At 63.1% G+C, this 21324-nt stretch carries 19 protein-coding genes and 1 pseudogene; 4 read left to right on the forward strand and 16 right to left on the reverse strand.

Annotated elements, in window-relative coordinates; genetic code table 11:
• The first annotated feature begins 19 nt into the window (after positions 1–19).
• Positions 20–1144, forward strand: coding sequence for a mandelate racemase/muconate lactonizing enzyme family protein (locus ACR9ZN_RS02275; RefSeq protein ID WP_481271247.1), 1125 nt, complete (start codon positions 20–22; stop codon positions 1142–1144).
• Between the two features lie 17 nt (positions 1145–1161).
• Here the strand turns inward: ACR9ZN_RS02275 and ACR9ZN_RS02280 are convergent, their stop codons facing one another.
• From ACR9ZN_RS02280 to ACR9ZN_RS02330, 11 genes and pseudogenes are all read right to left on the reverse strand, one after another.
• Positions 1162–1920 (reverse strand): SDR family NAD(P)-dependent oxidoreductase, encoded by a 759-nt coding sequence (locus tag ACR9ZN_RS02280; protein ID WP_481271248.1) that lies wholly within the window; start codon positions 1918–1920, stop codon positions 1162–1164.
• 204 nt (positions 1921–2124) lie between these two features.
• Positions 2125–2868, reverse strand: a complete 744-nt coding sequence (locus tag ACR9ZN_RS02285; protein ID WP_441773685.1) for an amino acid ABC transporter ATP-binding protein — start codon at positions 2866–2868, stop codon at positions 2125–2127.
• Positions 2865–3518 carry an amino acid ABC transporter permease gene (locus tag ACR9ZN_RS02290; protein ID WP_481271249.1) on the reverse strand — a complete coding sequence of 218 codons (654 nt, stop codon included), beginning with the start codon at positions 3516–3518 and terminating at the stop codon, positions 2865–2867. The genes ACR9ZN_RS02285 and ACR9ZN_RS02290 overlap by 4 nt, the downstream gene beginning before the upstream one ends.
• A gap of 187 nt (positions 3519–3705) precedes the next feature.
• The gene (locus ACR9ZN_RS02295) at positions 3706–4560 is read right to left on the reverse strand and encodes a substrate-binding periplasmic protein (protein ID WP_434960951.1); all 855 of its coding nucleotides are present in this window, start codon (positions 4558–4560) and stop codon (positions 3706–3708) included.
• Between the two features lie 129 nt (positions 4561–4689).
• Complete coding sequence (locus tag ACR9ZN_RS02300) at positions 4690–5208, reverse strand: dihydrodipicolinate synthase family protein (protein WP_481271250.1); 519 nt, start codon at positions 5206–5208, stop codon at positions 4690–4692.
• Complete coding sequence (locus ACR9ZN_RS02305; protein ID WP_481271251.1) at positions 5205–5588, reverse strand: dihydrodipicolinate synthase family protein; 384 nt, start codon at positions 5586–5588, stop codon at positions 5205–5207. Before ACR9ZN_RS02305 ends, ACR9ZN_RS02300 begins: the two co-directional genes overlap by 4 nt.
• Positions 5589–5731: 143 nt before the next feature.
• A pseudogene (locus ACR9ZN_RS02310) lies at positions 5732–7718 on the reverse strand (oxidoreductase).
• Positions 7719–7806: 88 nt separating this feature from the next.
• Positions 7807–8847 carry a quaternary amine ABC transporter ATP-binding protein gene (locus ACR9ZN_RS02315; protein ID WP_441773687.1) on the reverse strand — a complete coding sequence of 347 codons (1041 nt, stop codon included), beginning with the start codon at positions 8845–8847 and terminating at the stop codon, positions 7807–7809.
• Positions 8840–9727 (reverse strand): ABC transporter permease, encoded by an 888-nt coding sequence (locus tag ACR9ZN_RS02320; protein WP_434960947.1) that lies wholly within the window; start codon positions 9725–9727, stop codon positions 8840–8842. The genes ACR9ZN_RS02315 and ACR9ZN_RS02320 overlap by 8 nt, the downstream gene beginning before the upstream one ends.
• Positions 9728–9820: 93 nt before the next feature.
• The gene (locus ACR9ZN_RS02325) at positions 9821–10822 is read right to left on the reverse strand and encodes an ABC transporter substrate-binding protein (RefSeq protein ID WP_454818187.1); all 1002 of its coding nucleotides are present in this window, start codon (positions 10820–10822) and stop codon (positions 9821–9823) included.
• A 70-nt stretch (positions 10823–10892) separates the two neighbouring features.
• On the reverse strand, positions 10893–11687 hold the full coding sequence (locus tag ACR9ZN_RS02330) for a pyrroline-5-carboxylate reductase family protein (protein ID WP_434960945.1): 795 nt from the start codon (positions 11685–11687) through the stop codon (positions 10893–10895).
• A 238-nt stretch (positions 11688–11925) separates the two neighbouring features.
• Between ACR9ZN_RS02330 and ACR9ZN_RS02335 the strand changes: the two genes are divergently transcribed.
• Both ACR9ZN_RS02335 and ACR9ZN_RS02340 read left to right on the forward strand, forming a co-directional pair.
• The gene (locus ACR9ZN_RS02335) at positions 11926–13962 is read left to right on the forward strand and encodes an oxidoreductase (protein WP_481271252.1); all 2037 of its coding nucleotides are present in this window, start codon (positions 11926–11928) and stop codon (positions 13960–13962) included.
• Positions 13963–14010: 48 nt separating this feature from the next.
• Positions 14011–14613 carry a dimethylsulfoniopropionate lyase gene (locus ACR9ZN_RS02340; protein ID WP_481271253.1) on the forward strand — a complete coding sequence of 201 codons (603 nt, stop codon included), beginning with the start codon at positions 14011–14013 and terminating at the stop codon, positions 14611–14613.
• Between the two features lie 37 nt (positions 14614–14650).
• Here the strand turns inward: ACR9ZN_RS02340 and ACR9ZN_RS02345 are convergent, their stop codons facing one another.
• The 3 genes from ACR9ZN_RS02345 to ACR9ZN_RS02355 all read right to left on the reverse strand — a co-directional run bounded on the left by ACR9ZN_RS02345 (position 14651) and on the right by ACR9ZN_RS02355 (position 17964).
• Positions 14651–15274: a TetR/AcrR family transcriptional regulator gene (locus ACR9ZN_RS02345; RefSeq protein ID WP_441773691.1), complete on the reverse strand. Its 624-nt coding sequence runs from the start codon at positions 15272–15274 to the stop codon at positions 14651–14653.
• A gap of 367 nt (positions 15275–15641) precedes the next feature.
• Entirely contained in the window at positions 15642–16685 is a 1044-nt protein-coding gene (locus ACR9ZN_RS02350) for an FAD-binding oxidoreductase (RefSeq protein ID WP_481271940.1), read from the reverse strand.
• A 25-nt stretch (positions 16686–16710) separates the two neighbouring features.
• On the reverse strand, positions 16711–17964 hold the full coding sequence (locus ACR9ZN_RS02355) for an aromatic ring-hydroxylating oxygenase subunit alpha (RefSeq protein WP_481271254.1): 1254 nt from the start codon (positions 17962–17964) through the stop codon (positions 16711–16713).
• A 161-nt stretch (positions 17965–18125) separates the two neighbouring features.
• Here ACR9ZN_RS02355 and ACR9ZN_RS02360 point away from each other — a divergent pair, with 161 nt between their 5' ends.
• Positions 18126–19043 (forward strand): LysR substrate-binding domain-containing protein, encoded by a 918-nt coding sequence (locus ACR9ZN_RS02360; RefSeq protein WP_481271255.1) that lies wholly within the window; start codon positions 18126–18128, stop codon positions 19041–19043.
• Between the two features lie 18 nt (positions 19044–19061).
• Here the strand turns inward: ACR9ZN_RS02360 and ACR9ZN_RS02365 are convergent, their stop codons facing one another.
• Both ACR9ZN_RS02365 and ACR9ZN_RS02370 read right to left on the reverse strand, forming a co-directional pair.
• Positions 19062–20516: an aldehyde dehydrogenase family protein gene (locus ACR9ZN_RS02365; RefSeq protein WP_481271256.1), complete on the reverse strand. Its 1455-nt coding sequence runs from the start codon at positions 20514–20516 to the stop codon at positions 19062–19064.
• A 42-nt stretch (positions 20517–20558) separates the two neighbouring features.
• On the reverse strand, positions 20559–21320 hold the full coding sequence (locus ACR9ZN_RS02370) for an SDR family NAD(P)-dependent oxidoreductase (RefSeq protein WP_434960938.1): 762 nt from the start codon (positions 21318–21320) through the stop codon (positions 20559–20561).
• Positions 21321–21324 lie beyond the last annotated feature (4 nt).

The raw sequence follows: 21324 nt of genomic DNA on the forward strand, positions 1-21324 counted from the left end.
TCAGGAAGGAACGAGCAATATGGTCAAGGTCTCGCAGGTGCGCGTCAGGCCGCTGGTGCTGCCCCTCAAGCAGCCCTATCACTGGTCCTATGGCATCAGGGAGAATTTCGCCGTCAATCTGATCGAGATCGAGGCCGACAATGGCATGGTCGGCATTGGCGAATGCACGGTGGCGCCGGATCAGGCGGGAACGGCGGCGATCCTCAGGCGGGTGGCGAGCCATCTGGTCGGGCAGTCCCCCTATGACGTCGCGCCCTTGATCGCGCGCATCTTCCACCAGGAATATCTCGGTCACGGCGCCAATATCATGCGCGCCGCCAACCAAATGTTCTCGGGTGTAGATATGGCGATGTGGGACCTGCAAGGCAAACTTGCGGGACTGCCGGTGCATCGGCTCCTGGGTGGGGCCCACAGCAAGGCCGTCGGCTATTTCTATTTCCTGCAGGGAGAGACTGCCGAGGAGCTGGCGCGGGACGCTGCCGCGGGCCGCCAACGCGGGGAGCGCGTCTTCTATCTGAAGGTCGGCCGAGGCGAGAAGCTCGACCTGGAAATTACCGCGGCGGTGCGCCGGGAGATTGGCGATGCGCGCCTGCGGCTCGATGCCAATGAAGGCTGGGGCGTGCACGAGGCGATCAACATGTGCCGCAAGCTCGAGAGGTTCGAGATCGAGTTCATCGAGCAGCCGACGGCAAGCTGGAGCATTCCGGCGATGGCGCATGTGCGCGCAGCCGTCGGCATTCCGATCGTCGCCGACCAGGCGGCCTTCACGCTTTACGATGTCTATGAGATCTGCCGCCAGCGCGCCGCCGACATGATCTGTATCGGGCCACGCGAGATCGGCGGCATCCAGCCGATGCTGAAGGCGGCGGCGGTCGCCGAGGCGGCGGGTCTGAAGATCTGCATCCACAGTTCCTTCACCACCGGCATCACCACCTGTGCCGAGCATCATATCGCGCTCGCCATCCCCAATCTCGACGACGGCAACCAGATCATGTGGCAACTGGTGCAAAAGGATATCGTGACCTCGCCCGACCTCGATCCGAAGCAGGGCTGGATCGAGGCTCTCCAGCGCCCGGGCCTTGGCTTCGAGCTCGACAGGGACTTGGTCGGGGAGGGCGAGAGGCGATTTGCGCAGGCGGCGTGAAGCAGGCAGGCCGCATCTCAATAGGTGGCGCGACCGCCGCTGAGGTCGAAGGTGAAGCCCGTGGTGAAGCTGCAGGCTGGTGAGACGATCCAGGCGATCATCTCGGCGGCTTCGGAGAGTTCGCCGCAGCGCGCCATCGGGATCTTGGCGGTCATGTAATCGATCGTTGCCTGGGGCAGGGCCTCCACCAGTGGCGTGCGGATGACGGCGGGCGCGAGCGCGTTCACGGTGATGCCGGCCGTGGCATAGTCCTTCCCCATCGACTTGACCAGGCCGATCAGCCCGGCCTTGGTCGCCGAATAGGCGGTCATGCCGGCATTGCCGTCCTTGCCGGCAATCGATGCGACGTGGAGAATGCGGCCATAGGCCTTTGGCAGCATCCGCCGCAGGGCCGCCTGCGAAATGATCAGGGCACCGCGCAAATTGACGGCATGCACCCGGTCGAAATCGGCCAGGTCCACCTCATGCGCCTTGATGTTGGTGGTGCCGGTGATGCCGGCGCAATTGACCAGGGCATCCAAAGTGGGCAGGTGCTGGTCGAGCCTGGCGAAGACCTCTTCCACGCTGGCGGGATCGTTGACGTCGAGGCGGGCCGCCAGTGACTTGCCGCCGCTGGCGGTGATTTCGGCCGCCAGCCTTGCGGCGCCTGCCTCGTCGATGTCGAGACAGGCCACCGTCGCACCGAGCGCGGCGAGATGGCGGGCCGCGGCAGCCCCCAAGCCGCTCGCGGCACCGGTGATTGCGACGTGGTAATCGGGCCTGAAGCTGGTCGACATGTCCGTTCCTTGTCAAATGGGATAGCCAAAGTGTGCAGCGCCTTCACCGCAACGGCTGGATCGCAAAAATATTTCTAAAACAATGAGTTATAGAAATAAAGCGTTTCTCTGTGAACGAATTTCTATTTAACTCATTGTTGTTGCATAATTTTCTGAACATGGCGCCGATTTTTCGGTACGATGTTCAAACTGTCGCCGGGTGGCTCAGGGGGCGTCGCGTTCGAGCACCGCGTGCAGGAAGCGCCGCAGCCTTTCGTTGCGCGGGGCTCCGAAGATCTGCGCAGGTGGACCTTGCTCGATGATCACGCCGCCATCCATGAAGATGACCCGATCGGCGACGTCGCGGGCAAAGCCCATTTCATGGGTGACGATCAGCATGGTCATGCCCTGCCGGGCGAGGTCGCGGATCACCGCCAGCACCTCGCCGACCAGTTCCGGATCGAGCGCCGACGTCGCCTCGTCGAGGAGCAGCAGGCGTGGTTCCATCGCCAGGCAGCGAGCAATGGCAACCCGCTGCTTCTGCCCTCCCGACAGTTGCGAGGGATAGGCGTCGGCCTTGTCGGCGAGACCCACCCTGGCCAGCAGCGCCTTTGCCTGCGAGATCGCGGTCTCACGCGGCAATTTGCGGACATGAACCGGCGCTTCGATGACGTTGCCGAGCGCTGTCATGTGCGGAAACAAATTGAAGTGCTGGAACACCATGCCCATGCGCATGCGCAAGGCATTGACGTCGGAGGCCGGCGTGAATTCTCGGCCCTCGAAGGTCATTCGTCCACCAGTCGGCTGTTCCAGCCGGTTGAGGCAGCGCAGCAGCGTGCTCTTGCCCGAACCGCTCGGCCCGATGATGGCGATGCTTTCGCCTTCGGCGACCGATAGGTCGATGCCGCGCAGCACCTCATGGCTGCCGAAGGCCATGCGCAGGCCCTGAAGCGTCAGGATCTCGGTCATCGGGGGGCCTTTCGCCGTTCGAGCGCTTTGGCCAGCTGCGACAGCGGCAGGCAGATCGCGACATAGATGACGCCGGCCATGACGTAGATTTCCAGGCTGCGGAAGGATTGGCTGGCCGCGTCATAGGAGCGGTACATGATCTCAGGCACGGCGATCGTCAGCGCCAGCGAGGTATCCTTGATCATGGCGATGACGAAATTTGTGAACGGCGGCAGGATCAGTACGGCGGCCTGGGGCAGGATGATGCGCCGCATGGCGAGCGGCGTGGGCATGCCGAGGCTGCGCGCGGCTTCGTACTGGCCGCGATCGACCGCTTCGATGCCGGCCCTGAACACCTCGGCCGCATAGGCGCCGCCGATCAGGCCGAGGGTAAGCGCCGCCGCGGCGAAGGGACCCAGGCGGATATCGAAGCTGGTCAGGCCGAAATAGATGATGAAGAGCTGCAGCAGGGCCGGCGTGGCCCGGACGAGTTCGATATAGATGCCTGCAATGACCTTCAGCCAGCGCATCGGGCTCATGCGCGCCAAAGCGAGAGCCAGGCCCAGAATGATGCTGCCGACCAGGGACAACACGGTCAGTTCGAGGGTCACCACCGCGCCGCGCAGGGTATAGGGAAAGTAGCGCTGGGCGAGGTCGAGAAAATCCGCCATGAGCGGGGACTCCGGACAAAAGGTCAGTCGCCAAAGCATTTTCCAAAGAAGCCGGCAGACTTCTTGATCAAGAAAATGCATTGAAACAAGGAGGTGGAGAGCAAGGTTCGGTCCGAAGAAACCGCACTTTGATCCAGGGACAGGGAACACGACGCCACATGCAAGTCGCGTCGCGTTCCCGTGGGCATCACTTCAGCACGCCGGTGATATAGGCTGGGTTGCTCAGGCCGTAATTTTCCATGATTTTCTTGTCCTCGCCGGCCGATTGCAAGCGGCGGATCTCGGCATCGAAGGCCTCGACCAGAGTTTGCGTGCCCTTGCGCGCAAAGACGTAATGCGTCGCCGGCAGTTTTTCGCTGCCCAGATATTCGGGCGGGAGATATTCCACCACCTTGAAGTCATAGGACGGGTTTTTCTGGACGGCATAGTCGAAGGTATAGCCCCACCAGATCGCTGCATCGAGGCGGCCGGCCTTGAGATCGAGCAGCATGGGGTCGGCGGCATCGAACTTGCGGATGTCCTGGGCGCCGAAGCGCTTCTTCAATTCTTCCGCTTCCAGCTCCTGGGCCGAGCCGCGTACCGTGCCGATGACCTTGCCCTTGAGATCCTCCACCTTGTCGATACCGCCTTCCTTGCGGGTGACGAGCACGTCGATGCCGTACCAGAACGGCACCTTGTTGTAGGCCATTACCTTCTCGCGCTCGGCGGTGCGGTAGAGGCCGGCGATGACGTCGACGCGGCCCGCCTCCAGGGCTGGTGCAAGGGCACCGTGGACGAGAACGACCGGATCGACCTCGACACCGATCGACTTGGCGATCGCCCTGGTGAAATCGGCATCGATGCCCTTCCATTCACCGCTGCCGATGTCGATCCAGGTCTCGGGCGGAATGCTGAAGGTGCCGACGCGCAGGAAGCCGCGCTTCTTGATCTGGGCGAGCAGATCCTCGGTCTCTGCACGGGCGATGGTTGGGGCGATAAGGCCTGCGCCAGCCATGCCCGCGAGAGCGGCGGCAAAATGGCGGCGGGTCATCCGAACGGTCATGTCTCTTTCCCTTCTGGTTCTGTCTGATGGCTTGATTGTTATGGCCGGGCCGCACTTCTGCGCGGCCTGGAAGGCTTGATGCTCCGGAGCAGGAACGCTCCCTGGCGATTCCGCCAAATCGCAAGACGCTTAGAGTTTGCCGAGGGTGTCCGCGAAGCGGCGGATTGCCGCCATGCCGAAGGGCGTGCACACCGTCGAGGGCAAAGCCGGTTTGCCGGCGTCCGCGTTGAGGCGCAAGGCAGCGACCTGTTTGCCGTAAGTCACCAGATGGTCGATACTCTCCTCCAGGAAGACGATGAGCGGCAAAACTTCGCGATAGAGCCTTTCTGCTTCTTCCGCGTGACCGGCCCGCATGGCGTCATACACCTTGACGAAGACATCGAAGCTCTCGCCCCCTGGGATCACACCGGCAGCACCCGCGCGCAGTATGTCGGGCAGCTCGAAGCCGCCGCGGCCGTTGAACACGTCGAACATGCCCTCGGTTTCTTCGACCAACCGGGCGATTGCAACGGCACTGCCTTCGGTCTTGGCCAGGCGGAAATTGGCGTGGCGGCGGGCGAGTTCCCTGAGGCCGGCATTGGAGAGGCCGATGCCCAGATATTGCGGCGCGTTCTGGATGCCGACGGGCAGGTCGACCTTGTCGATCACGGCGCTGAAGAAGGCGAGAAGCTCGGACTCGTCGATCGGCGAGACGGGGGAGGCTGCAGCACCAGCCAGTTGGCGCCGCGCTCCTTGGCCAGCCTGGCGAACTCGACCTGACCGGCGACATTGTTCTCGGCCACGGTAACGCTGAGCGGTACGCGCCCGTCATTCGCCTCGCTGACCCAATCGAGAAGCTGCAGCCGACTGGCACGAGACAATTTGTTGACCTCGGAGGCGAGGCCGAGGACGGCCAGGCCGTGGACACCATGGCGGATCATCGCTTCGACCGAAGCCTTCACGGGGGCTTCGATCAGTCCGCCCTCGGCGTCGAAATAGGCATAGATCATCGGGTAGACCCCATGAAAGCCGGTATGGGTTTTGGGCAAAGCACGCTCCTTGTTTATCGTTAAACAAGGCCAATATACGAGTCTGAATGGCTTGGCAAGGCCGGGTACGGGTGCCTTCGGGAAAGGACAGGGTGATGGCGAGAGGACTGCCGGCACGCTACGCCTTGCTTTTCAGCAGCCGGTCAAAGGCCGAGGGCGACTTTTCGGCCGTCGAAAAAGGCATAGGGTGCCTGGCGGGGCGCGGCGCAATCGCCGATCTCGACATAGGGAACGCCTTGGGCCGCAAGGTCCGTGGCGAGCCAGTTTGCCGGGATATTGGTCATGGCGAGTACCAGGCTGTCGGCTGCGAGGAACGATCTTTCGCCGCTGTTGTGGTCGATGATCGTGGCGCCCCGGCCGTGCCACTCGGCAATGCTGACCTCGACCTGCCAGGTAACGCCGAGCTTCTTGAGTGTCCGGCGCAAGGGAACATCGGCGGTGGTGCGCTGCAATTCCTTGCCGACAAAGGCATCCGGCGTGAGGATGGTGACCTCGTGGCCTTCTTCCGCCAGCTTCCAGGCCGTTCCGCATCCGCGCCAGCCGCCGCCTTCGTCGAGCAGCAGCACGCGCTTGCCGAGACGGGCCTGGCGGCTCATGACGGCCTCGATCGAAAAGACATTGCCCTTGTCGATGCCCGGCAGCGTTTCGACCGCCGGAATAGCTTTCTGAAAGCCGGTGTCGGGCGGAAGGGAGCCTGTGGCCAGGATGACGACATCCGGAGCCATCGCCGTCACGTCCTCGGCCTCCATGTAGCAGTTCAAGCGGACATCGACGCCGCGCTTAAGCAACTGACGCTCATACCAGGCGAGAAGATCGAGGATCTGGGCACGGCGGGGCTGCAGGCCAGCCAGCAGGAAATTGCCGCCCACCCGGCTGGAGGCCTCGGCCAGCGTCACCTTGTGCCCGCGTTCGGCGGCGACGCGAGCGGCCTCCAGGCCTGCCGGGCCGCCGCCCACCACAAGGACGTGCTTTGCTGCAGCCGCCGGCTCGAAACGGTCGCCGCCCCACATGAACTCACGCCCGACGGAGGGGTTGATCAGACAGCTGATCCAATAGTCGCGCGAGCGGCGTCCCCAGCACATCTGATTGCAGGAGATGCAGCCCCTGATGTCGTCGGCCCGGTCTTCACTGGCCTTTCTGGCCAGATGCGGGTCGGCGATCTGGCCGCGCACGATGGAAACAAGGTCTGCAGAACCTTCGCCCAGGACAGTCTCGGCATTTTCGGGCGTGCGGATATGGCTTTCGGCAATGACGAGTGCATGCGTCGTGACGGCCTTGATCCTGGCAGCCAGATCCGCGCCGAGTTTTTCCGGATAGAGAAAGGTCGGCATCAGCTTGTGAAAGTCGAGATAGCCGCCGGAACCGCAGGTGACATAGTCGATCAGGCCCTGCCGGTCGTGAAGGCTCACGATTTCGGCCAGTTCGTCGCGGCTGAGCGCAACGCTGTAGTCGGGCTCGTCGCTGATGGCCAATCCGATGATGAAGTCCTCACCGCATGACTTGCGGATGCGGCTAAGGATTTCCTTCGACAGGCGCGTGCGGTTCTCCAGCGTGCCACCCCATTGGTCCTCGCGGCGATTGGTCCAGGGCGTCCAGAACTGGTCGACCAGGCCGAGATAGGCGGCCCAGACCTCCACGCCGTCGAAACCGGCGGCCCGGCATCGGCGTGCAGCCTCCACAAAGCCGTCTATCGTCTCCTGGATCTCGGCCTCGCTCATGGCATGGGAACCGTCGCTGTCGTGGTAGCTCGGCAACCCGGAGGGAGACCAGTGCGGATGGAATGAATTGTCGGAATCGCCATGGGCGCCGATGTGATAAAGCTGCTGGATGGCGACGGCGCCGTTGTCCTTGATGGCGCTGACGACTTTCCGGAAGGCGGGAATGACGCTGTCGTCGCAAACGCGAAAATTGCCGCGTGTGAGAATGGCGGCGGGGTGGACCGGCATCGGCTCCACCACGATCATGCCGGCGCCGCCCTTGGCGCGCTCGGCATAATAGGCAGCATGGCGCTCCGTCGGCAGCCCGTTCACCGCCATGTTCGCGGTGTGGGCGCCGAAAAACGATCCTGTTCCTGAGCTCGTGCTTGCCGATTGCGATGGATGAGAACAGACGGGGAAACTGTTTGGACACCGTGGCCATCCGGTGGGTTGAGAGGGGGCTGCCGAGGGGCACGGGTTGTCGCCCCGCCCCGCGGATTTCTTGCTGCGGTGACCGGTCGTCAGTGCGAGGGCACGACGGCGGCCGCGAGCTGCCTGAGATTCACCACGCCGATGGGCTTGCCCGCCGGGTCTAGGACGGCGACATCGTCATGTGGTTGGTGGGCGAGCAGCCGGATGGCGCCCTCCAGGGTGGAGCCCGACAAGACCGTCATGCCCTTCGTCTCATAGCCCTCGACGAGGGGTGACATGATCGCATCCACCTGGATGACGCGTCCGCGGTTCACTTCCTTGACGAAGTTCTCGATGTAATCGTCGGCGGGATTGAGCACGATGTCCTGGCTGGTACCCTGCTGGATCACCTCGCCATCGCGCAGGATGGCGATGCGGTCACCCAGCCGCAACGCCTCGTCGAGATCGTGCGTGATGAACACGATCGTCTTCTTGATCTCCTGCTGCAGATCGAGAAGCACGGATTGCATGTCCATGCGGATGAGGGGATCGAGCGCGGAAAAGGCTTCGTCCATCAGCAGGATCGGGGCGTCGTTGGTGAGCGCGCGGGCGAGGCCGACGCGTTGCTGCATGCCGCCTGAGAGCTGGTTCGGGTAGCGGCTTTCGAAGCCGCCGAGACCCACCCGTTCGATCCAGCGCATCGCCTCCTCGACCTGCCGGGCGCGCGGCACACCCTGAATTTCGAGGCCGTAGACCGTGTTCTCCAGGATGGTGCGATGCGGCAGCAGCGCGAATTTCTGGAAGACCATCGCCGTCTTGTGGCGGCGGAACTCGCGCAACTCGCGCTGGTTCATCTTCACGACGTCCTCGCCGCCCACCAGTACTTCGCCGTCGGTCGGATCGACCAGGCGGTTGATGTGCCGGATGAGGGTCGATTTGCCCGAGCCGGACAGGCCCATGATCACCTGGATGCCACCGACCGGCATGCTGATGTTGATGTTGCGCAGGCCGAGGACATGGCGATGCCGCTCGTTGAGCTCGGCCTTGGTCGCTCCCTGCCGGACAAGCTCTACCATCGCCTTGGCATTCGGGCCGAAGATCTTCGAAAGGTTGCGGATTTCGATGCCGTACTGCTTCGTACCCTCAACCATGGACCGTCTCCCGATGCTTCTGGAGGCGGCGGCCATAGGCCTGGCTGACCCGGTCGAAGATGACGGCGATGCCGACGATCGCCAGCCCGTTGAAGATGCCGAGGGTGAAATACTGGTTGGCGATGGCCTTCAGCACGGGCTGGCCGAGCCCCTGGACGCCGATCATCGAGGCGACGACGACCATGGCGAGTGCCATCATGATCGTCTGGTTGATGCCGGCCATGATAGTGGGCAAGGCGAGGGGGAGCTGGACGTTCTTGAGCTTCTGCCAGCCGGAGGATCCGAAGGCATCGGCCGCCTCGAGGACATCCTTGTCGACCAGGCGGATGCCGAGATTGGTTAGGCGGATGATGGGTGGAATGGCGTAGATGACCACGGCGATAAGGCCGGGCACGCGGCCGATGCCCAACAGCATGACCACGGGGATGAGATAGACGAAGCTCGGCATGGTCTGCATGACGTCGAGCAGCGGATTGAGCGTCTTCTGGAGGCGGTCATTGAGCGCCATTAGAATTCCGATGGGAATGCCGATCACGATGGAAAGCACCGTCGCCACGAAGATCATCGAGATCGTTCGCATGGTGTCATCCCACATGCCGAAATAGCCGATCGCCAGCAAGGTGAGGAGGCAGGCGACCACCACCTTCCAGCTGCGGCTGGCGAACCAGGCGATGGCCAGGATGATCAAAGTGATGATCGGCCAAGGCGTCTGCGTCATGAAGCGCTCGGCCTGCATCAGGAAATACTGAAGCGGCGAGAAGAAGCTCTCGATGGCATCGCCATAGGTGCGGGTGAACGTGCGAAACCCCTCGTCGATCGCCTTCTTCAAGTCGCGAAGGCTGTCATCGTTCATATGGGGAAACTTGTAGAACCATTCCATCGGATAACCCCTCTTCGCCGCGACGGCGCCCCTGTTGTTTTTGCTATGGGCGTCACGAAAGCGGCGCGCCGGACGCGCGCCGCCTTTTTGCTATCAGAGCGCGGCCTTGATCTTGTCCGCGGCGGCCGGCGACACCCACTGGGTCCAGATGTCGGGATTTTCCTTCAGGAAGTGCTTGGCGCCGTCCTCGCCATTGGCCTGGTTGTCGGTCATCCAGGCCATCACCTTGTTGACGGTGTCGTTGTGCCAGGCGCGCTTCTTCAGGTAGTCCATGACATCGGGAGCGACACGTTCGGAGAACTTCTTGGCGACCAGCGTGTAGACCTTGTCGGGAACCCAGGAATTGGGCTTGGGATCGGCACAATCGGCTACGGTGTTGCAGCGCTTCCACTCCGCCTCGTCGCGCGGATAGCCGGGGTCGAGGCGCACCATCTCATATTTGCCGAGCAAGGCGGTCGGGGCCCAGTAATAGCCAAGCCAGCCCTTCTTGCGTTCGTAAGCCTTGGCGATCGAGCCATCGAGGCCGGCCGCCGAACCGGTATCGACCAGCCTGAAATTGGACTTCTCGGCATTGATGGCCTTGTAGAGCTGCGCGGTCACCACGGTGCCGCCCCAGCCTTGCGGACCGTTGTAGATGGCGCCCTTGCCGGAGTCCTCGGGATCGGGGAAGAGCTCGGGATGCTTGAGGGCGTCGCCGATCGTCTTGATGTCGGGATGGGCATCGGCGAGATATTTGGGAATCCACCAGCCCTGCACGCCGCCATCGGGCAGGGAGGTCGCTGCCGTCACCAGCTTGCCATCGTCCATGCCGCGCTTGACCACGTCAGGCAGCAGATCGATCCAGGCTTCCGGCGCGATGTCGGGCTGGCCCTTCTCGGCCATGGAGGTGATCGTCGGCACCGTGTCACCCACCGTGATCTCGGCGGTGCAGCCATAGCCGTTGTTGAGGATGAACTTGTCGATGTTGGACAGCACTTCGGCGCTCTGCCAGTTCATGCTGGCAATGGATACCGAGCCGCATTCGGCCGCCTGAGCCAGCGACATCGGCCCGACCAGGCCGAGAGCAAGGCAGCTCGTCAACAATAGTTTCTTCACGGTCATTTCCCTCTGCTTCAGGCGGCTTTGTCAGGCTGTCGGTGCGCCGCCGTCACCGTGCCCCTTGCAGCTAGGCTGGCAGGCCCATGCTGATGGATTTCTGGAATGCCGCAGCGAGGCCAGCCCCGACAGCCTGGTCGAAGCCGCCCGCCTTCATCGCCTCGATGGCGGCGGCTGTCGTACCTCGGTAATCGAGAAAGACCTCGACGGTGCTCTCTGGGTCATCGCCGTTCTTTTCGAACAGCCGTCCCGTGCCGACGAGAAGAGCGGTCACCGCCTGGCGGGCCACTGCGGCTTCGATGCCGTGGGCGGTGGCATGGCGCATCATCGCCGTCGCCAGCAGCGCCGGAAAGGCAGGGCCTGAGCCTGCAAGACCGGTCAGGTAGTCCAACTCGCGCTCGCTCCCGAGTTCGGCGCTCCTGCCGCACGCCTCGAAAATCCGGCCGACGAGGCGGCGCTCCTCGGCTGATACCGCCGGGGACGCGATCCAGGGCGTGAAGGATGCCCGCACTTCGGCTGCCGCGTTGGGCAGCGAACGCACCGCGCGCTCAGAACCGAGGCCCGAGATTAGCTGTTCCAGGCAAATACCGGCCATGACGGAGATGATAAGTTTACCCGCAGCCTTGACGTTCAGCGCCGGCCAGTCCGCCGGGCGCACGCTGACGATGATGAGATCGACGCTGTCGGCGAGATCCTGATTGTCCCGGGTCCAGCGCGCAGTGGGAAAGCGCGCGGGTTCCCCACTGCGCAGGGAGAGGACCAGATGCTCGGGCGATGTCAGGCCGGCGTCCAGCAGGGCCTGGACGATGGCGCCGCCGAGCCAGCCATTTGCACCGATCACACCGATTTTCAGGGGCCTGCTCATCGTGAACCGCTCATGTGGTCAGCCGGAAACCATGCCTGGCAATGAAACGACCACAAACTCCCCTATCGGAAAGCGTCGCCGCTCATGGACGAAACCCATGCTGCCATAGCCACGCGTTTAGAAGCAATAAAAATGTACACCATTGTCAAAAAACATGACTAGGCCGTTAGAGGTCGATTGACACCAGTGTACATTCTGCCTAGCCTTTTGAGGCACATGCAACGCTGGATCCCGAGCCATGTCGAACGACCCCATCCTGCAGCCCTTTCAGCTCAAGCATCTCAAGCTGCGCAACCGCATCATCGTGACCTCTCATGAGCCGGCCTATCCCGAGGACGGCATGCCGAAGGAACGCTATCGGGCCTATCACGTGGAGCGGGCGAAGGGCGGGGTTGCCATGACCATGACGGCGGGGTCCGCTGCCATTTCAAAGGACAGCCCGCCGGTCTTCAACAATCTGCTCGCCTACAAGGACGAGATCGTGCCCTGGCTCAAGGACCTGACCGACGCGGTTCACGAGCACGGCGCGGCTGTCATGATCCAGCTCACGCATCTCGGCCGCCGCACGCGCTGGGACAAGGGCGACTGGCTGCCTGTCGTGGCGCCTTCCCACCAGAGGGAAGCCTCGCATCGCGCCTTTCCCAAGAAGCTGGAAGACTGGGACATCGAGCGGATCATCAAGGACTTCGCCGATGCGGCCGAGCGCATGAAGGCCGGCGGCATGGACGGCATCGAGCTGGAAGCCTATGGCCATCTCATCGACCAGTTCTGGTCGCCGCTCACCAACGAGCTGGAAGGCCCCTATGGCGGTTCGCTGGAAAATCGCCTGCGCTTCGGCTTCGACGTGCTGAAGGCCATCCGCGAGCGCGTCGGCCCCGACTTCATCGTCGGCGTGCGCTATACTGCCGACGAACAGCTCGAGGGCGGTACGACCAAGGAAGAGGGCCTGGAGATTTCACGCCGCCTCAAGGAGAGCGGCCTGATCGATTTTCTCAACGTCATCCGCGGCCATATCGATACCGATGCCGGGCTGACCGACGTCATCCCGATCCAGGGCATGGCCAATTCGCCCCATCTGGACTTCGCCGGCGAGATCCGCGCAGCGACGCAATTCCCGACCTTCCATGCCGCGAAGATTCCGGATGTCGCCACGGCACGCCACGCCATCGCCGCCGGCAAGGTCGATATGATCGGGATGACGCGCGCCCACATGACGGACCCGCATTTGGTGCGCAAGATCATCGAAAAGCGCGAGGACGACATCCGGCCCTGCGTGGGCGCCAATTACTGCCTCGACCGCATCTATCAGGGCGGGGCCGCCTATTGCATCCACAATCCGGCCACCGGCCGCGAGCTGACCATGCCGCATGCCCTGCAACAAGCCAAGGTCCGCAAGACCGTGGTCGTCATCGGCGCAGGCCCGGCAGGCCTGGAGGCGGCACGCGTCGCCGGCGAGCGGGGGCATCGGGTCGTTGTCTTCGAGGCGGCAGGCAAGCCGGGCGGGCAGGTCAGGCTCACCGCCCAAAGCCCGCGGCGCAAGGAAATGATCAGCATCATCGAATGGCGCATGAGCCAGTGCGAGAAGCTGGGCGTGACCTTCCATTTCGATAGCTGGGCGGACGCCGACAGGGTCGAAGCCGAGAATCCGGACGTGGTTGTTGTCGCCACGGGCGGGCTGCCGCACACCGAGGTGCTGTCCAAGGGCAACGAGCTCGTCGTCTCGGCCTGGGACATCATCTCCGGCGACGTCAAGCCCGGCTCCAACGTGCTCATCTTCGACGATGCCGGCGATCACGCTGGATTGCAGGCGGCGGAGATGCTGGCGCAGGCCGGGGCGAAGGTGGAGATCATGACGCCCGACCGTTCCTTCGCGCCGGAAGTCATGGCAATGAACCTCGTGCCCTATATGCGCAGCTTGCAGAAGCTGGATGTCGCCTTCACCGTCACCTACCGCCTCCATGCCGTCGAAAAGTCCGGGAACCTGCTGGTTGCCCATATCGGCAGCGACTATGGCGGCATTGTCAGGCAGCGCAGCTTTGATCAGATCGTCGTCAATCACGGAACGATTCCGCTCGACGATCTCTATTTCGAATTGAAGCCGTCCTCGAGCAATCTCGGAGAGATGTCTTATGATCAACTGATCGCGGGGGAGCCCCAATCCGTGGTTCGCAACGGTGAGGGCAAGTATCAGCTCTTCCGCATCGGGGACGCGGTTGCGGCTCGCAATACCCATGCGGCCATCTATGATGCTCTTAGGCTGGCCAAGGATCTTTGAGCTCGGTGCCACGACTTTCGATGCTTGCCGGACTGGGAGAGGCTTTCAATGACACAGCGCAGCGCGGCCCTTCAGCACTTCGTCGATGCGGCCAAGGCAGCTTTCGGCCAATTTGCACAGGATCCGAAGGCGCGGAAATCCATCGCCGAGATCTTCTCGGCGTTGGAAGAACCGGGCGCTGTGCGGCCCGGCCCCGGCGGGCGTCTGCCGGTTTGCGAACAGCTCGATGTTGCCCTTGGTATCGAAACGGGCCAAGCCACGCTCGACAAGCTGCTGCAGCGTTTCAGGGAGGTCGAGCCCAACCTCCAATGGCGCCGGCGTCCGAACAATGACAGCACCGCCAGCGGCAATTTCGACGACGGCCACGCCAATGCGATGCTTCTGGGCCCCGGAGGCCTGGAGGAGCGCAGCGACGTCTGGCTCGGCGTGTCGCTGATGGCGCCGAAGGTGCGCTATCCCGACCATGACCATGCTCCCGAAGAGGTCTATCTGGTGCTGTCCGACGGCGAGTTCCGTCAGGGGCAGGGAGACTGGTTTTCGCCGGGTATCGGCGGCTCGTTCTACAACAGGCCCGGTATCCGGCATGCAATGCGCTCGCTCGCAACGCCGCTATTCGCCTTCTGGGCGCTCCGGGCCGATAGGGAGTCCTGAGGACCCTCCGGGTCGATCAGGCCTTGCAACAAGGCTCTCACTTGAAGCCATGCCTTGCATGGAAACGGTCGAGCTCACGCTGTTCCGGCCTTACGCCGGTGAAGATCTCGACATATTCGGGAATGCGCTTCATGCGAAGGGCAACGTCTTCCTGCGTCTGCATCGAGATATAGCCGATCTGGGTGAGGTAGGTCGTTCTGGCCCGCACATCGGCTGTGATCGCGGTATAGCCAAAACGCGTGAACATCTGCGCAAGGGCGTCGAGGCGTATCTGGTCGGCAGTTTGCACTTCGGCGAGGATGTCCGGCGATTCGAGGGCCCAGCTCCGCACGGCGAATTCGAACTGGGCGTCGAACAGCGTCTTGTCGATCCAGCAATCGTTGACATTGAGCATCGCTTCCGCGATCGACTCGGCATAGGCCTGCGCCTGCTTGACGAGATTGCCGGTGTTCTTGTCGCGCCAGCGCTCGATCAGGGCGCCGAGGAGTTCCTCGCGGTCCTTGAAGAACCAATAGAAGCTGGTTCGCGACAGGCCGAGCTTCTTGGCCAAAGGCAGGATCTTGAGCGTGCTGACCCCGGATTCGAGCAGGAGTTCATAGGCCGCCTCCAGCCAGACCTCGGCCGAGCCCCGCCAGCCCGTTTCGCCCAAAACCTGCTCCATGACGCCCCCTCCATCAAACGGCAAATCGGCGATCAGGCGAAATGCACATGAATGTCGAGCATAGCGTCAATTGTGTCTATTTAGTAGACATAATTGTACAGACGTTCACGCGCCTTTCCGATCCATCGCAGCACAGATGGTGCCTCAGCATGCCGGCGCGGTAAACCATGGCGACGATAAACGCGTTTGACCACCCTCCTGCTCATGGACGGGAGGGTGGTCAAACGCTTGATCGATGCGGGGTAGGACAAAGCCGCTGCGAATTGCCCCGAAGGCCAACGGATAGCGGATCCGATTCCGAGCAGTCAGTCGAAAGGGCCGCCCCTCGACATCATCCAGTCGAGAACGGCCGGGTCATGGATTGGAGCTATCTGTCGATCACCAGGTCGCTCAGCGGCTTGGAACAGCAGGGCAGGAAGAAGCCCGCCTCGACCTCGCGTTGGCGGATGCCGCCATTGTGCTGCATGTCGACGCTGCCGCTGACGAGCCTGGATTTGCAAGTGCCGCAGAGGCCATTGGCGCAGGACGAGGGAAGGCGAACGCCCGCCTTCTTGGCTGACGACAGCACCGTCTGCTCGCCGGCTACCTCGATGGTCCGCGACTGCTTGGCGAACTCGACCTTGAAGAGTCTCGCCTGCGGCGTGATATCGGCAGCCGGCTCCTCGACGCCGACACCGTCGAAGCTCTCCTCGTAGTAATTGTGGGCCGGGCTGCCCAATTCGGCGCTGAAGGAGCGGACGGCCTGCATGAAGGGCGCCGGGCCGCAACACATGATGACACGCTCGGTGAGATCCGGGATGGCCAGCGACAGGAACGCCTTGGATATCCGCCCGGTCAATCCCGGCCAGGACGGTTCGCCGATGAGCTGCTCGGGAAGCAGGAGCAGCCGCAGGCCCTTCAGCCGGTTCGCCAGCACGCAAAGCTCGTCGCGGAAGACGAGATCGCGCGGCGTCCTCGCCGCATGGACGAAGACCACGTCCGCGGCTTGCGCGGAATCGGCAATATCCCTGACGATGGACATCAGCGGGGTGATGCCCGAGCCGCCCGACAGCAGCGCGAGCTTGGCCGGCGCGGCTGCTGGCCGCACGAAAGCGCCAAGCGGCCCCAAGGCCTTGACCGTCATGCCGGGGACGAGATTGTCGTGCAGCCAGTTCGAGACGCGGCCGCCTTCCGTGCGCTTCACCGTGACGGTGATGGCCTTCCGCCTCGCCGGCGAGGAAGACATGCTGTAGCAGCGGCTTTCGGGCAAGCCGTCGATCTCCAGCTCGAGCGACAGGTGCTGGCCCGCCGCGAAATCGAAGGCCTTTCCCTCGGGCGACAGGAAGGTGAAGCTTTTCACGTCATGCGTTTCGTCATGGACATCGACGCAGAGGAGCAGGTCGAACGCTTCGGCGTGGGGAGCAATGGTCATGCCTGCACCTGCCTGCAGCGAGCCGTCAGTAGCCATTGGCGCGCATCCGATCGATGTACCAGCTGACGAAATTGTCGAGCTGGCCTTCGGTGAAGGGGGAATAGGGGCCGGGCTCATAGGCCGGATCCAGAACCCCCGAATAGGAACGCGCGACCAATTGCGCATCCTGCTCGTTGGTGGCGAGCCACACATTGGTGAGCTTGTCGAGATCGTAGTCGCGGCCCTCGACGGCGTCCTTGTGCACCAGCCATTTCGTGCGGACGAGGGTCTCGTCGGCGCTGAGCGGAATGATCAGGGTGCTCACGGCATGGTCGCCCATGAAATGATGCCAGCAATTATGGCCCCATAGATGGACGTCGCCGAGATCCTTGCGCGTCATCGAGCCAAGCAGCTTGGAGGAGGCGGCGGTGGCATCCGGCGTCTGGGACTCGCCGGCACCCGCGATGATCAGGCGCTGGGTGCGGAAATTGGTGGCGCAGTCGACGAGTTGTTCGACTGGTGCCGAGGGATGGCCTTCAGCCTCCCAGGCCTTGGTGCGTGCCTCGTAGAGAGCCTGGTGCTTCTCGGCTTCTTCCCGGTCCTCGGGGCTCAGGCTGGCCGGATCGAAGCCGAAATCGAGATCGATGAAGGAGACGCAGAGCTCGGGGTGATTGGACGAGCAGTGATAGCATTCCCGATTGTTCTCGATGGTCAGCTTCCAATTGCCCTTCTCGATGATCTCGCTTTGGAAGGCGACCTTGCTGTTCGCGATGTCGTAGGGCGCCAGGCGCTCCCGCATCACGGTCTCGAGCGTGCCGATGTCTTCGGGGGGATTGTCCGAAAGGCAGACATAGATCAGCCCGCCGATCGATCGGAAGTGAACGGGCTTGAGGCTCCAGCAGGTCTTGTCGAAGGTCATACCCATATGCGGGGCGTAGGCGAGTTCGCCCGACAGCTCATAGGTCCACTGATGATAGGGGCAGACGAGCTTGGAGACGATCGAAGTGCCGCTGTCGAGCAGGCGGGCGCCGCGATGGCGGCAGACATTGTGAAGCACCCGGATCTGGCCGTCGTCGTCGCGCAGCAGAATGATGCTGGAGCTGCCGAGATCGAGCACATGAGCATCGCCCGGCTCGGGGACGTCGCACTCCAGCCCGACAAAGATCCAGTGCCGGCGGAAGAACACCTCCAGATCCGCCTTGAAGACATCCTCGCGCGTGTAGAGGCCGGCGGGAAGGGCATGGCCCGCCATGCGCTGATCCAGCAGGGGCGAAATCACAGACGAGAATGTATTGAGCATGAGTTTTCCTGACCAGATTTCCTCCCATATTGCGCGCTTGAAACCGCCCACTCAACGGCACAAATGTTTGCATTTCCCATAACTCAATGTAATGCGTATCGGGTGACGCCACCGTCATCGCGGTGCATTCGGCGCGTCAGAATTCCCGAGGGCTGTAGGTCATGGCCAATCTGCGGCGAAAGCTTCCTCCGCTCACCGCTCTCACCGCCTTCGAGGCGGTGGCGCGCCTGGGCGGTTTCACCAGGGCGGCCGCGGAACTGGGCGTCACCCAGGCGGCGATCAGCCGCCAGATCCATCTCCTGGAGGATATGTTCGGCTTTCCCTTGTTCCGGCGCCTGCACAGGCGGGTCGAATTGACCGAGAAGGGCAAGCAGCTTTCGTCCACGACCTCGACGGCCTTCAATCTCATTGCGGAGACGATCTCGGACTGGTCGAAGGAAGAGGCGGAAGACGATCTTGCCATCGCGGCGACGATAGCCTTTTCCCATTTCTGGCTTCTCCCCCGCATTGCCTCCTTCTCGAAAGCCCATCCCAACATCAGGCTGCGCATCATCACGCAGGACAATGCCATCAAGGTCGACGGCGAGGACGTGGATCTGGCCATCCGTTTCGGGAGCGGTTTTTGGCCTGACAGTGACGCCGAATTTCTCTTCCGCGACGAGATCTTTCCCATCTGCAGTGCCGATTATGCGCAGGAGATCGGAGAGATCAGAGATCTCGCCCAGCTCACGCGCTATCCTCTGATCACCAACGATACCGCCGACCCCACCTGGACCAATTGGGCCGAGTGGCTTGCGGCGTTCTCCGTCGCGGCCCCCGGCAAAGCCTCGGGAATGCATTGCAGCTTCTATACCGAGGCGATCTATGCCGCCTTGAACGGTCATGGCATCGCGCTCGGCTGGCGCCGGCTGGTCGAGGATCTGCTGATCCAGAACCGGCTGGTCAGGCTCACGAATGAAGCCATCGTCACGCAAAGCGCCTATTTCTTCATCGCGCCCCGGCGTAAGGCACGGAAGAAGGCCGTCGATCTGTTCATAGACTGGCTCAAGCGGGAAGCCCGTCTTCTCGAACCCGCCTGATGGACCTTCGCGGCCGGCTCAGCCCAGCATGATGTTGATGGTCTTGGCCTCGGTGTAGGAGATCATCTCCTCGATGCCTTCCTCACGGCCGACACCGGAATTCTTCATGCCGCCAAAGGGAACGCCGAGGAAATGGTTGGAGCAGCCATTGATCCAGACGTGGCCGGAACGGATCCTGCGGGCGACATTGAGGGCGTTGCGGATATCGTTGGTCCACACCGCGCCGGTCAGGCCATATTCGGTGCTGTTGGCAAGGTTCACCGCTTCGTCCACCGTTTTCCAGCGCCCAACCGACAGGATGGGGCCGAATACCTCCTCCTGCCATAGCCGCATGCCGGGCTTGACGTCGGCATAGACTGTTGGTTCCACCCAGAACCCCTTGGCGAAGCGCTCGCCTGGAGGCTTACGGCCGCCCGTCATCAGGCGCGAGCCGTCATCCCTAGCGTTTTCGAAAAAGGAAACGACCTTTTCCAATTGCAGGCGTGAATTGAGAGGGCCCATGTCGGTGGCAGGATCGAAGGGATCGCCGAGCTTGAGGTGGGAAACCTTCTCGACCACGCGCTCGAGCACGGCATCATGGATGTCCTCGTGCAGGAGCAGCCGGCTGGTCGATCCGCAGGACTGGCCCTGCCAGCTGAAGTTCATGCCGCGCACGGCAGCGGCCGCGATGATCTCGGGGTCGGTGTCGGGAAAGGCAATCAGAGGGTTCTTGCCGCCCAGCTCCAGCGTCACATGCTTGACCGCCACTTCGGCGGCCGAGCGCTGGATGGCGCGTCCGGTCTGGGGCGAACCGATGAAGGCGATGCGCTTGATGCCGGGGTGGCGGACGATGGCATTGCCCACCGTGGCGCCGGGGCCGGTGACGATGTTGAACACGCCCGGCGGCAGGGCCTCGCGCGCGACCTCGGCCAGCAGCAGCGCCGACAGGGGGCTCGTCTCCGGCGGCTTGACGATCACCGCATTGCCGGCCGCGAGCATGGCGGCGGTGCGGGCGACGGCAAACATCAAGGGATGGTTGAAGGGCGCGATGCGCGCTACCACGCCATAGGGCTCCCGCACGGTCAGATGCAGATTCTCGGCCGTGGCGGGAATGGTCTCGCCCTTGAGTTCGTGAATGAGGCCGGCATAGTAGGTCAGGCTGTCGACGGCATGGCCGACATCGCCGCGCATCGGCGTGATGGTGTTGCCGGTGTCGGCGACCTCGATCTTGAGGAACTCTTCGGCGCGGGCGCGCAGGGCCTCGCCGAAGGCGCGCATGCGGGCTCCGCGCTCGGACGGGGTGAGGGCGGCCCAGGCAGGCCAGGCGGCATCGGCGGCGGCAAAGGCACGCTCGACGTCCTCGGCCGTGCCGCGCGGGGAACGGCCGATCGCTTCCTCGGTGGCGGGGTTGATGGAAATGTCGAACTCCCCGCTCGAAGCGTGCACCAGTTCGCCGCCGATCAGCATCCTGTCATGTTCTATCGCGTAAGCCATGTCTGCGTGCTCTTTCCGGCCACCCGTGCGGGTGGCCTGACATCAATGGGTGATCATGCCGCCATCGGCATTGAGGAGCTGCCCGGTAATCCAGCGGGCCTGGCGGGAGAGCAGGAAGGCGATGGCATCGGCGATGTCGTCGGGGCCGCCGGCGCGCTTGAGGCATTGCTGCTCGATCATCGCGGCCTTCTGCTCGGGCGTCACGGTCGCCCGTTCGACCTCCGTGAAGGTCGGGCCAGGCGTCAGCGTGTTGACCCGGATCGAGTGGCCACCGAGCTCGCGCGCCATGGCCCGCGACAGACCCATCACGCCGGCCTTGGACGAGACGTAATGAGCATAATTGGGCCGCCCGAACAGGATGGTCGAGGAAGCCACGTTGACCACCGAGCCTTCGCCCGATGCCACCAGCGCCTCACGAGCGGCACGCGTCATGTTGAAGACGCCCTTGAGATTGACGGCCTGGACCTGGTCCCACTCGTCGGAGGGGATTTCCCAGAAGGGACGCATCTTCAAGGTGGAGAAGATCGAGGCGTTGTTGACCAGGCCAAACACACCGCCGAAGGCTTCGACCGCCGCCGCGACGGCTCCCTGGCAACTGGCCTCATCGGCGACATTGGTGCGCACGAACAGGCGCCGGCCGGTGCCCGGCGTGTCTTCCTCGGCCACCGCGCGGCCCTTGTCCTCGTTCCAGTCGGCGATGCAGACATCGACGCCTTCGCCGGCGAGCGTGAGAGCGAGCCGGCGCCCGATGCCCTGGCCGGCGCCAGTGACGATGACGGCGCCGCGTGACGGGTAAGATTGCATGATG

This window comes from Labrys sp. HAY1-8F (assembly GCF_056754975.1).

Bases quoted from the DNA above. Each gene is read 5' to 3' on its own strand.
- ACR9ZN_RS02275 (WP_481271247.1), top strand. From the start codon at position 20: ATGGTCAAGGTCTCGCAGGTGCGCGTCAGGCCGCTGGTGCTGCCCCTC.
- ACR9ZN_RS02280 (WP_481271248.1), bottom strand. From the start codon at position 1,920: ATGTCGACCAGCTTCAGGCCCGATTACCACGTCGCAATCACCGGTGCC.
- ACR9ZN_RS02285 (WP_441773685.1), bottom strand. From the start codon at position 2,868: ATGACCGAGATCCTGACGCTTCAGGGCCTGCGCATGGCCTTCGGCAGC.
- ACR9ZN_RS02290 (WP_481271249.1), bottom strand. From the start codon at position 3,518: ATGGCGGATTTTCTCGACCTCGCCCAGCGCTACTTTCCCTATACCCTG.
- ACR9ZN_RS02295 (WP_434960951.1), bottom strand. From the start codon at position 4,560: ATGACCGTTCGGATGACCCGCCGCCATTTTGCCGCCGCTCTCGCGGGC.
- ACR9ZN_RS02315 (WP_441773687.1), bottom strand. From the start codon at position 8,847: ATGGTTGAGGGTACGAAGCAGTACGGCATCGAAATCCGCAACCTTTCG.
- ACR9ZN_RS02320 (WP_434960947.1), bottom strand. From the start codon at position 9,727: ATGGAATGGTTCTACAAGTTTCCCCATATGAACGATGACAGCCTTCGC.
- ACR9ZN_RS02330 (WP_434960945.1), bottom strand. From the start codon at position 11,687: ATGAGCAGGCCCCTGAAAATCGGTGTGATCGGTGCAAATGGCTGGCTC.
- ACR9ZN_RS02335 (WP_481271252.1), top strand. From the start codon at position 11,926: ATGTCGAACGACCCCATCCTGCAGCCCTTTCAGCTCAAGCATCTCAAG.
- ACR9ZN_RS02340 (WP_481271253.1), top strand. From the start codon at position 14,011: ATGACACAGCGCAGCGCGGCCCTTCAGCACTTCGTCGATGCGGCCAAG.
- ACR9ZN_RS02345 (WP_441773691.1), bottom strand. From the start codon at position 15,274: ATGGAGCAGGTTTTGGGCGAAACGGGCTGGCGGGGCTCGGCCGAGGTC.
- ACR9ZN_RS02350 (WP_481271940.1), bottom strand. From the start codon at position 16,685: ATGACCATTGCTCCCCACGCCGAAGCGTTCGACCTGCTCCTCTGCGTC.
- ACR9ZN_RS02355 (WP_481271254.1), bottom strand. From the start codon at position 17,964: ATGCTCAATACATTCTCGTCTGTGATTTCGCCCCTGCTGGATCAGCGC.
- ACR9ZN_RS02360 (WP_481271255.1), top strand. From the start codon at position 18,126: ATGGCCAATCTGCGGCGAAAGCTTCCTCCGCTCACCGCTCTCACCGCC.
- ACR9ZN_RS02365 (WP_481271256.1), bottom strand. From the start codon at position 20,516: ATGGCTTACGCGATAGAACATGACAGGATGCTGATCGGCGGCGAACTG.
- ACR9ZN_RS02370 (WP_434960938.1), bottom strand. From the start codon at position 21,320: ATGCAATCTTACCCGTCACGCGGCGCCGTCATCGTCACTGGCGCCGGC.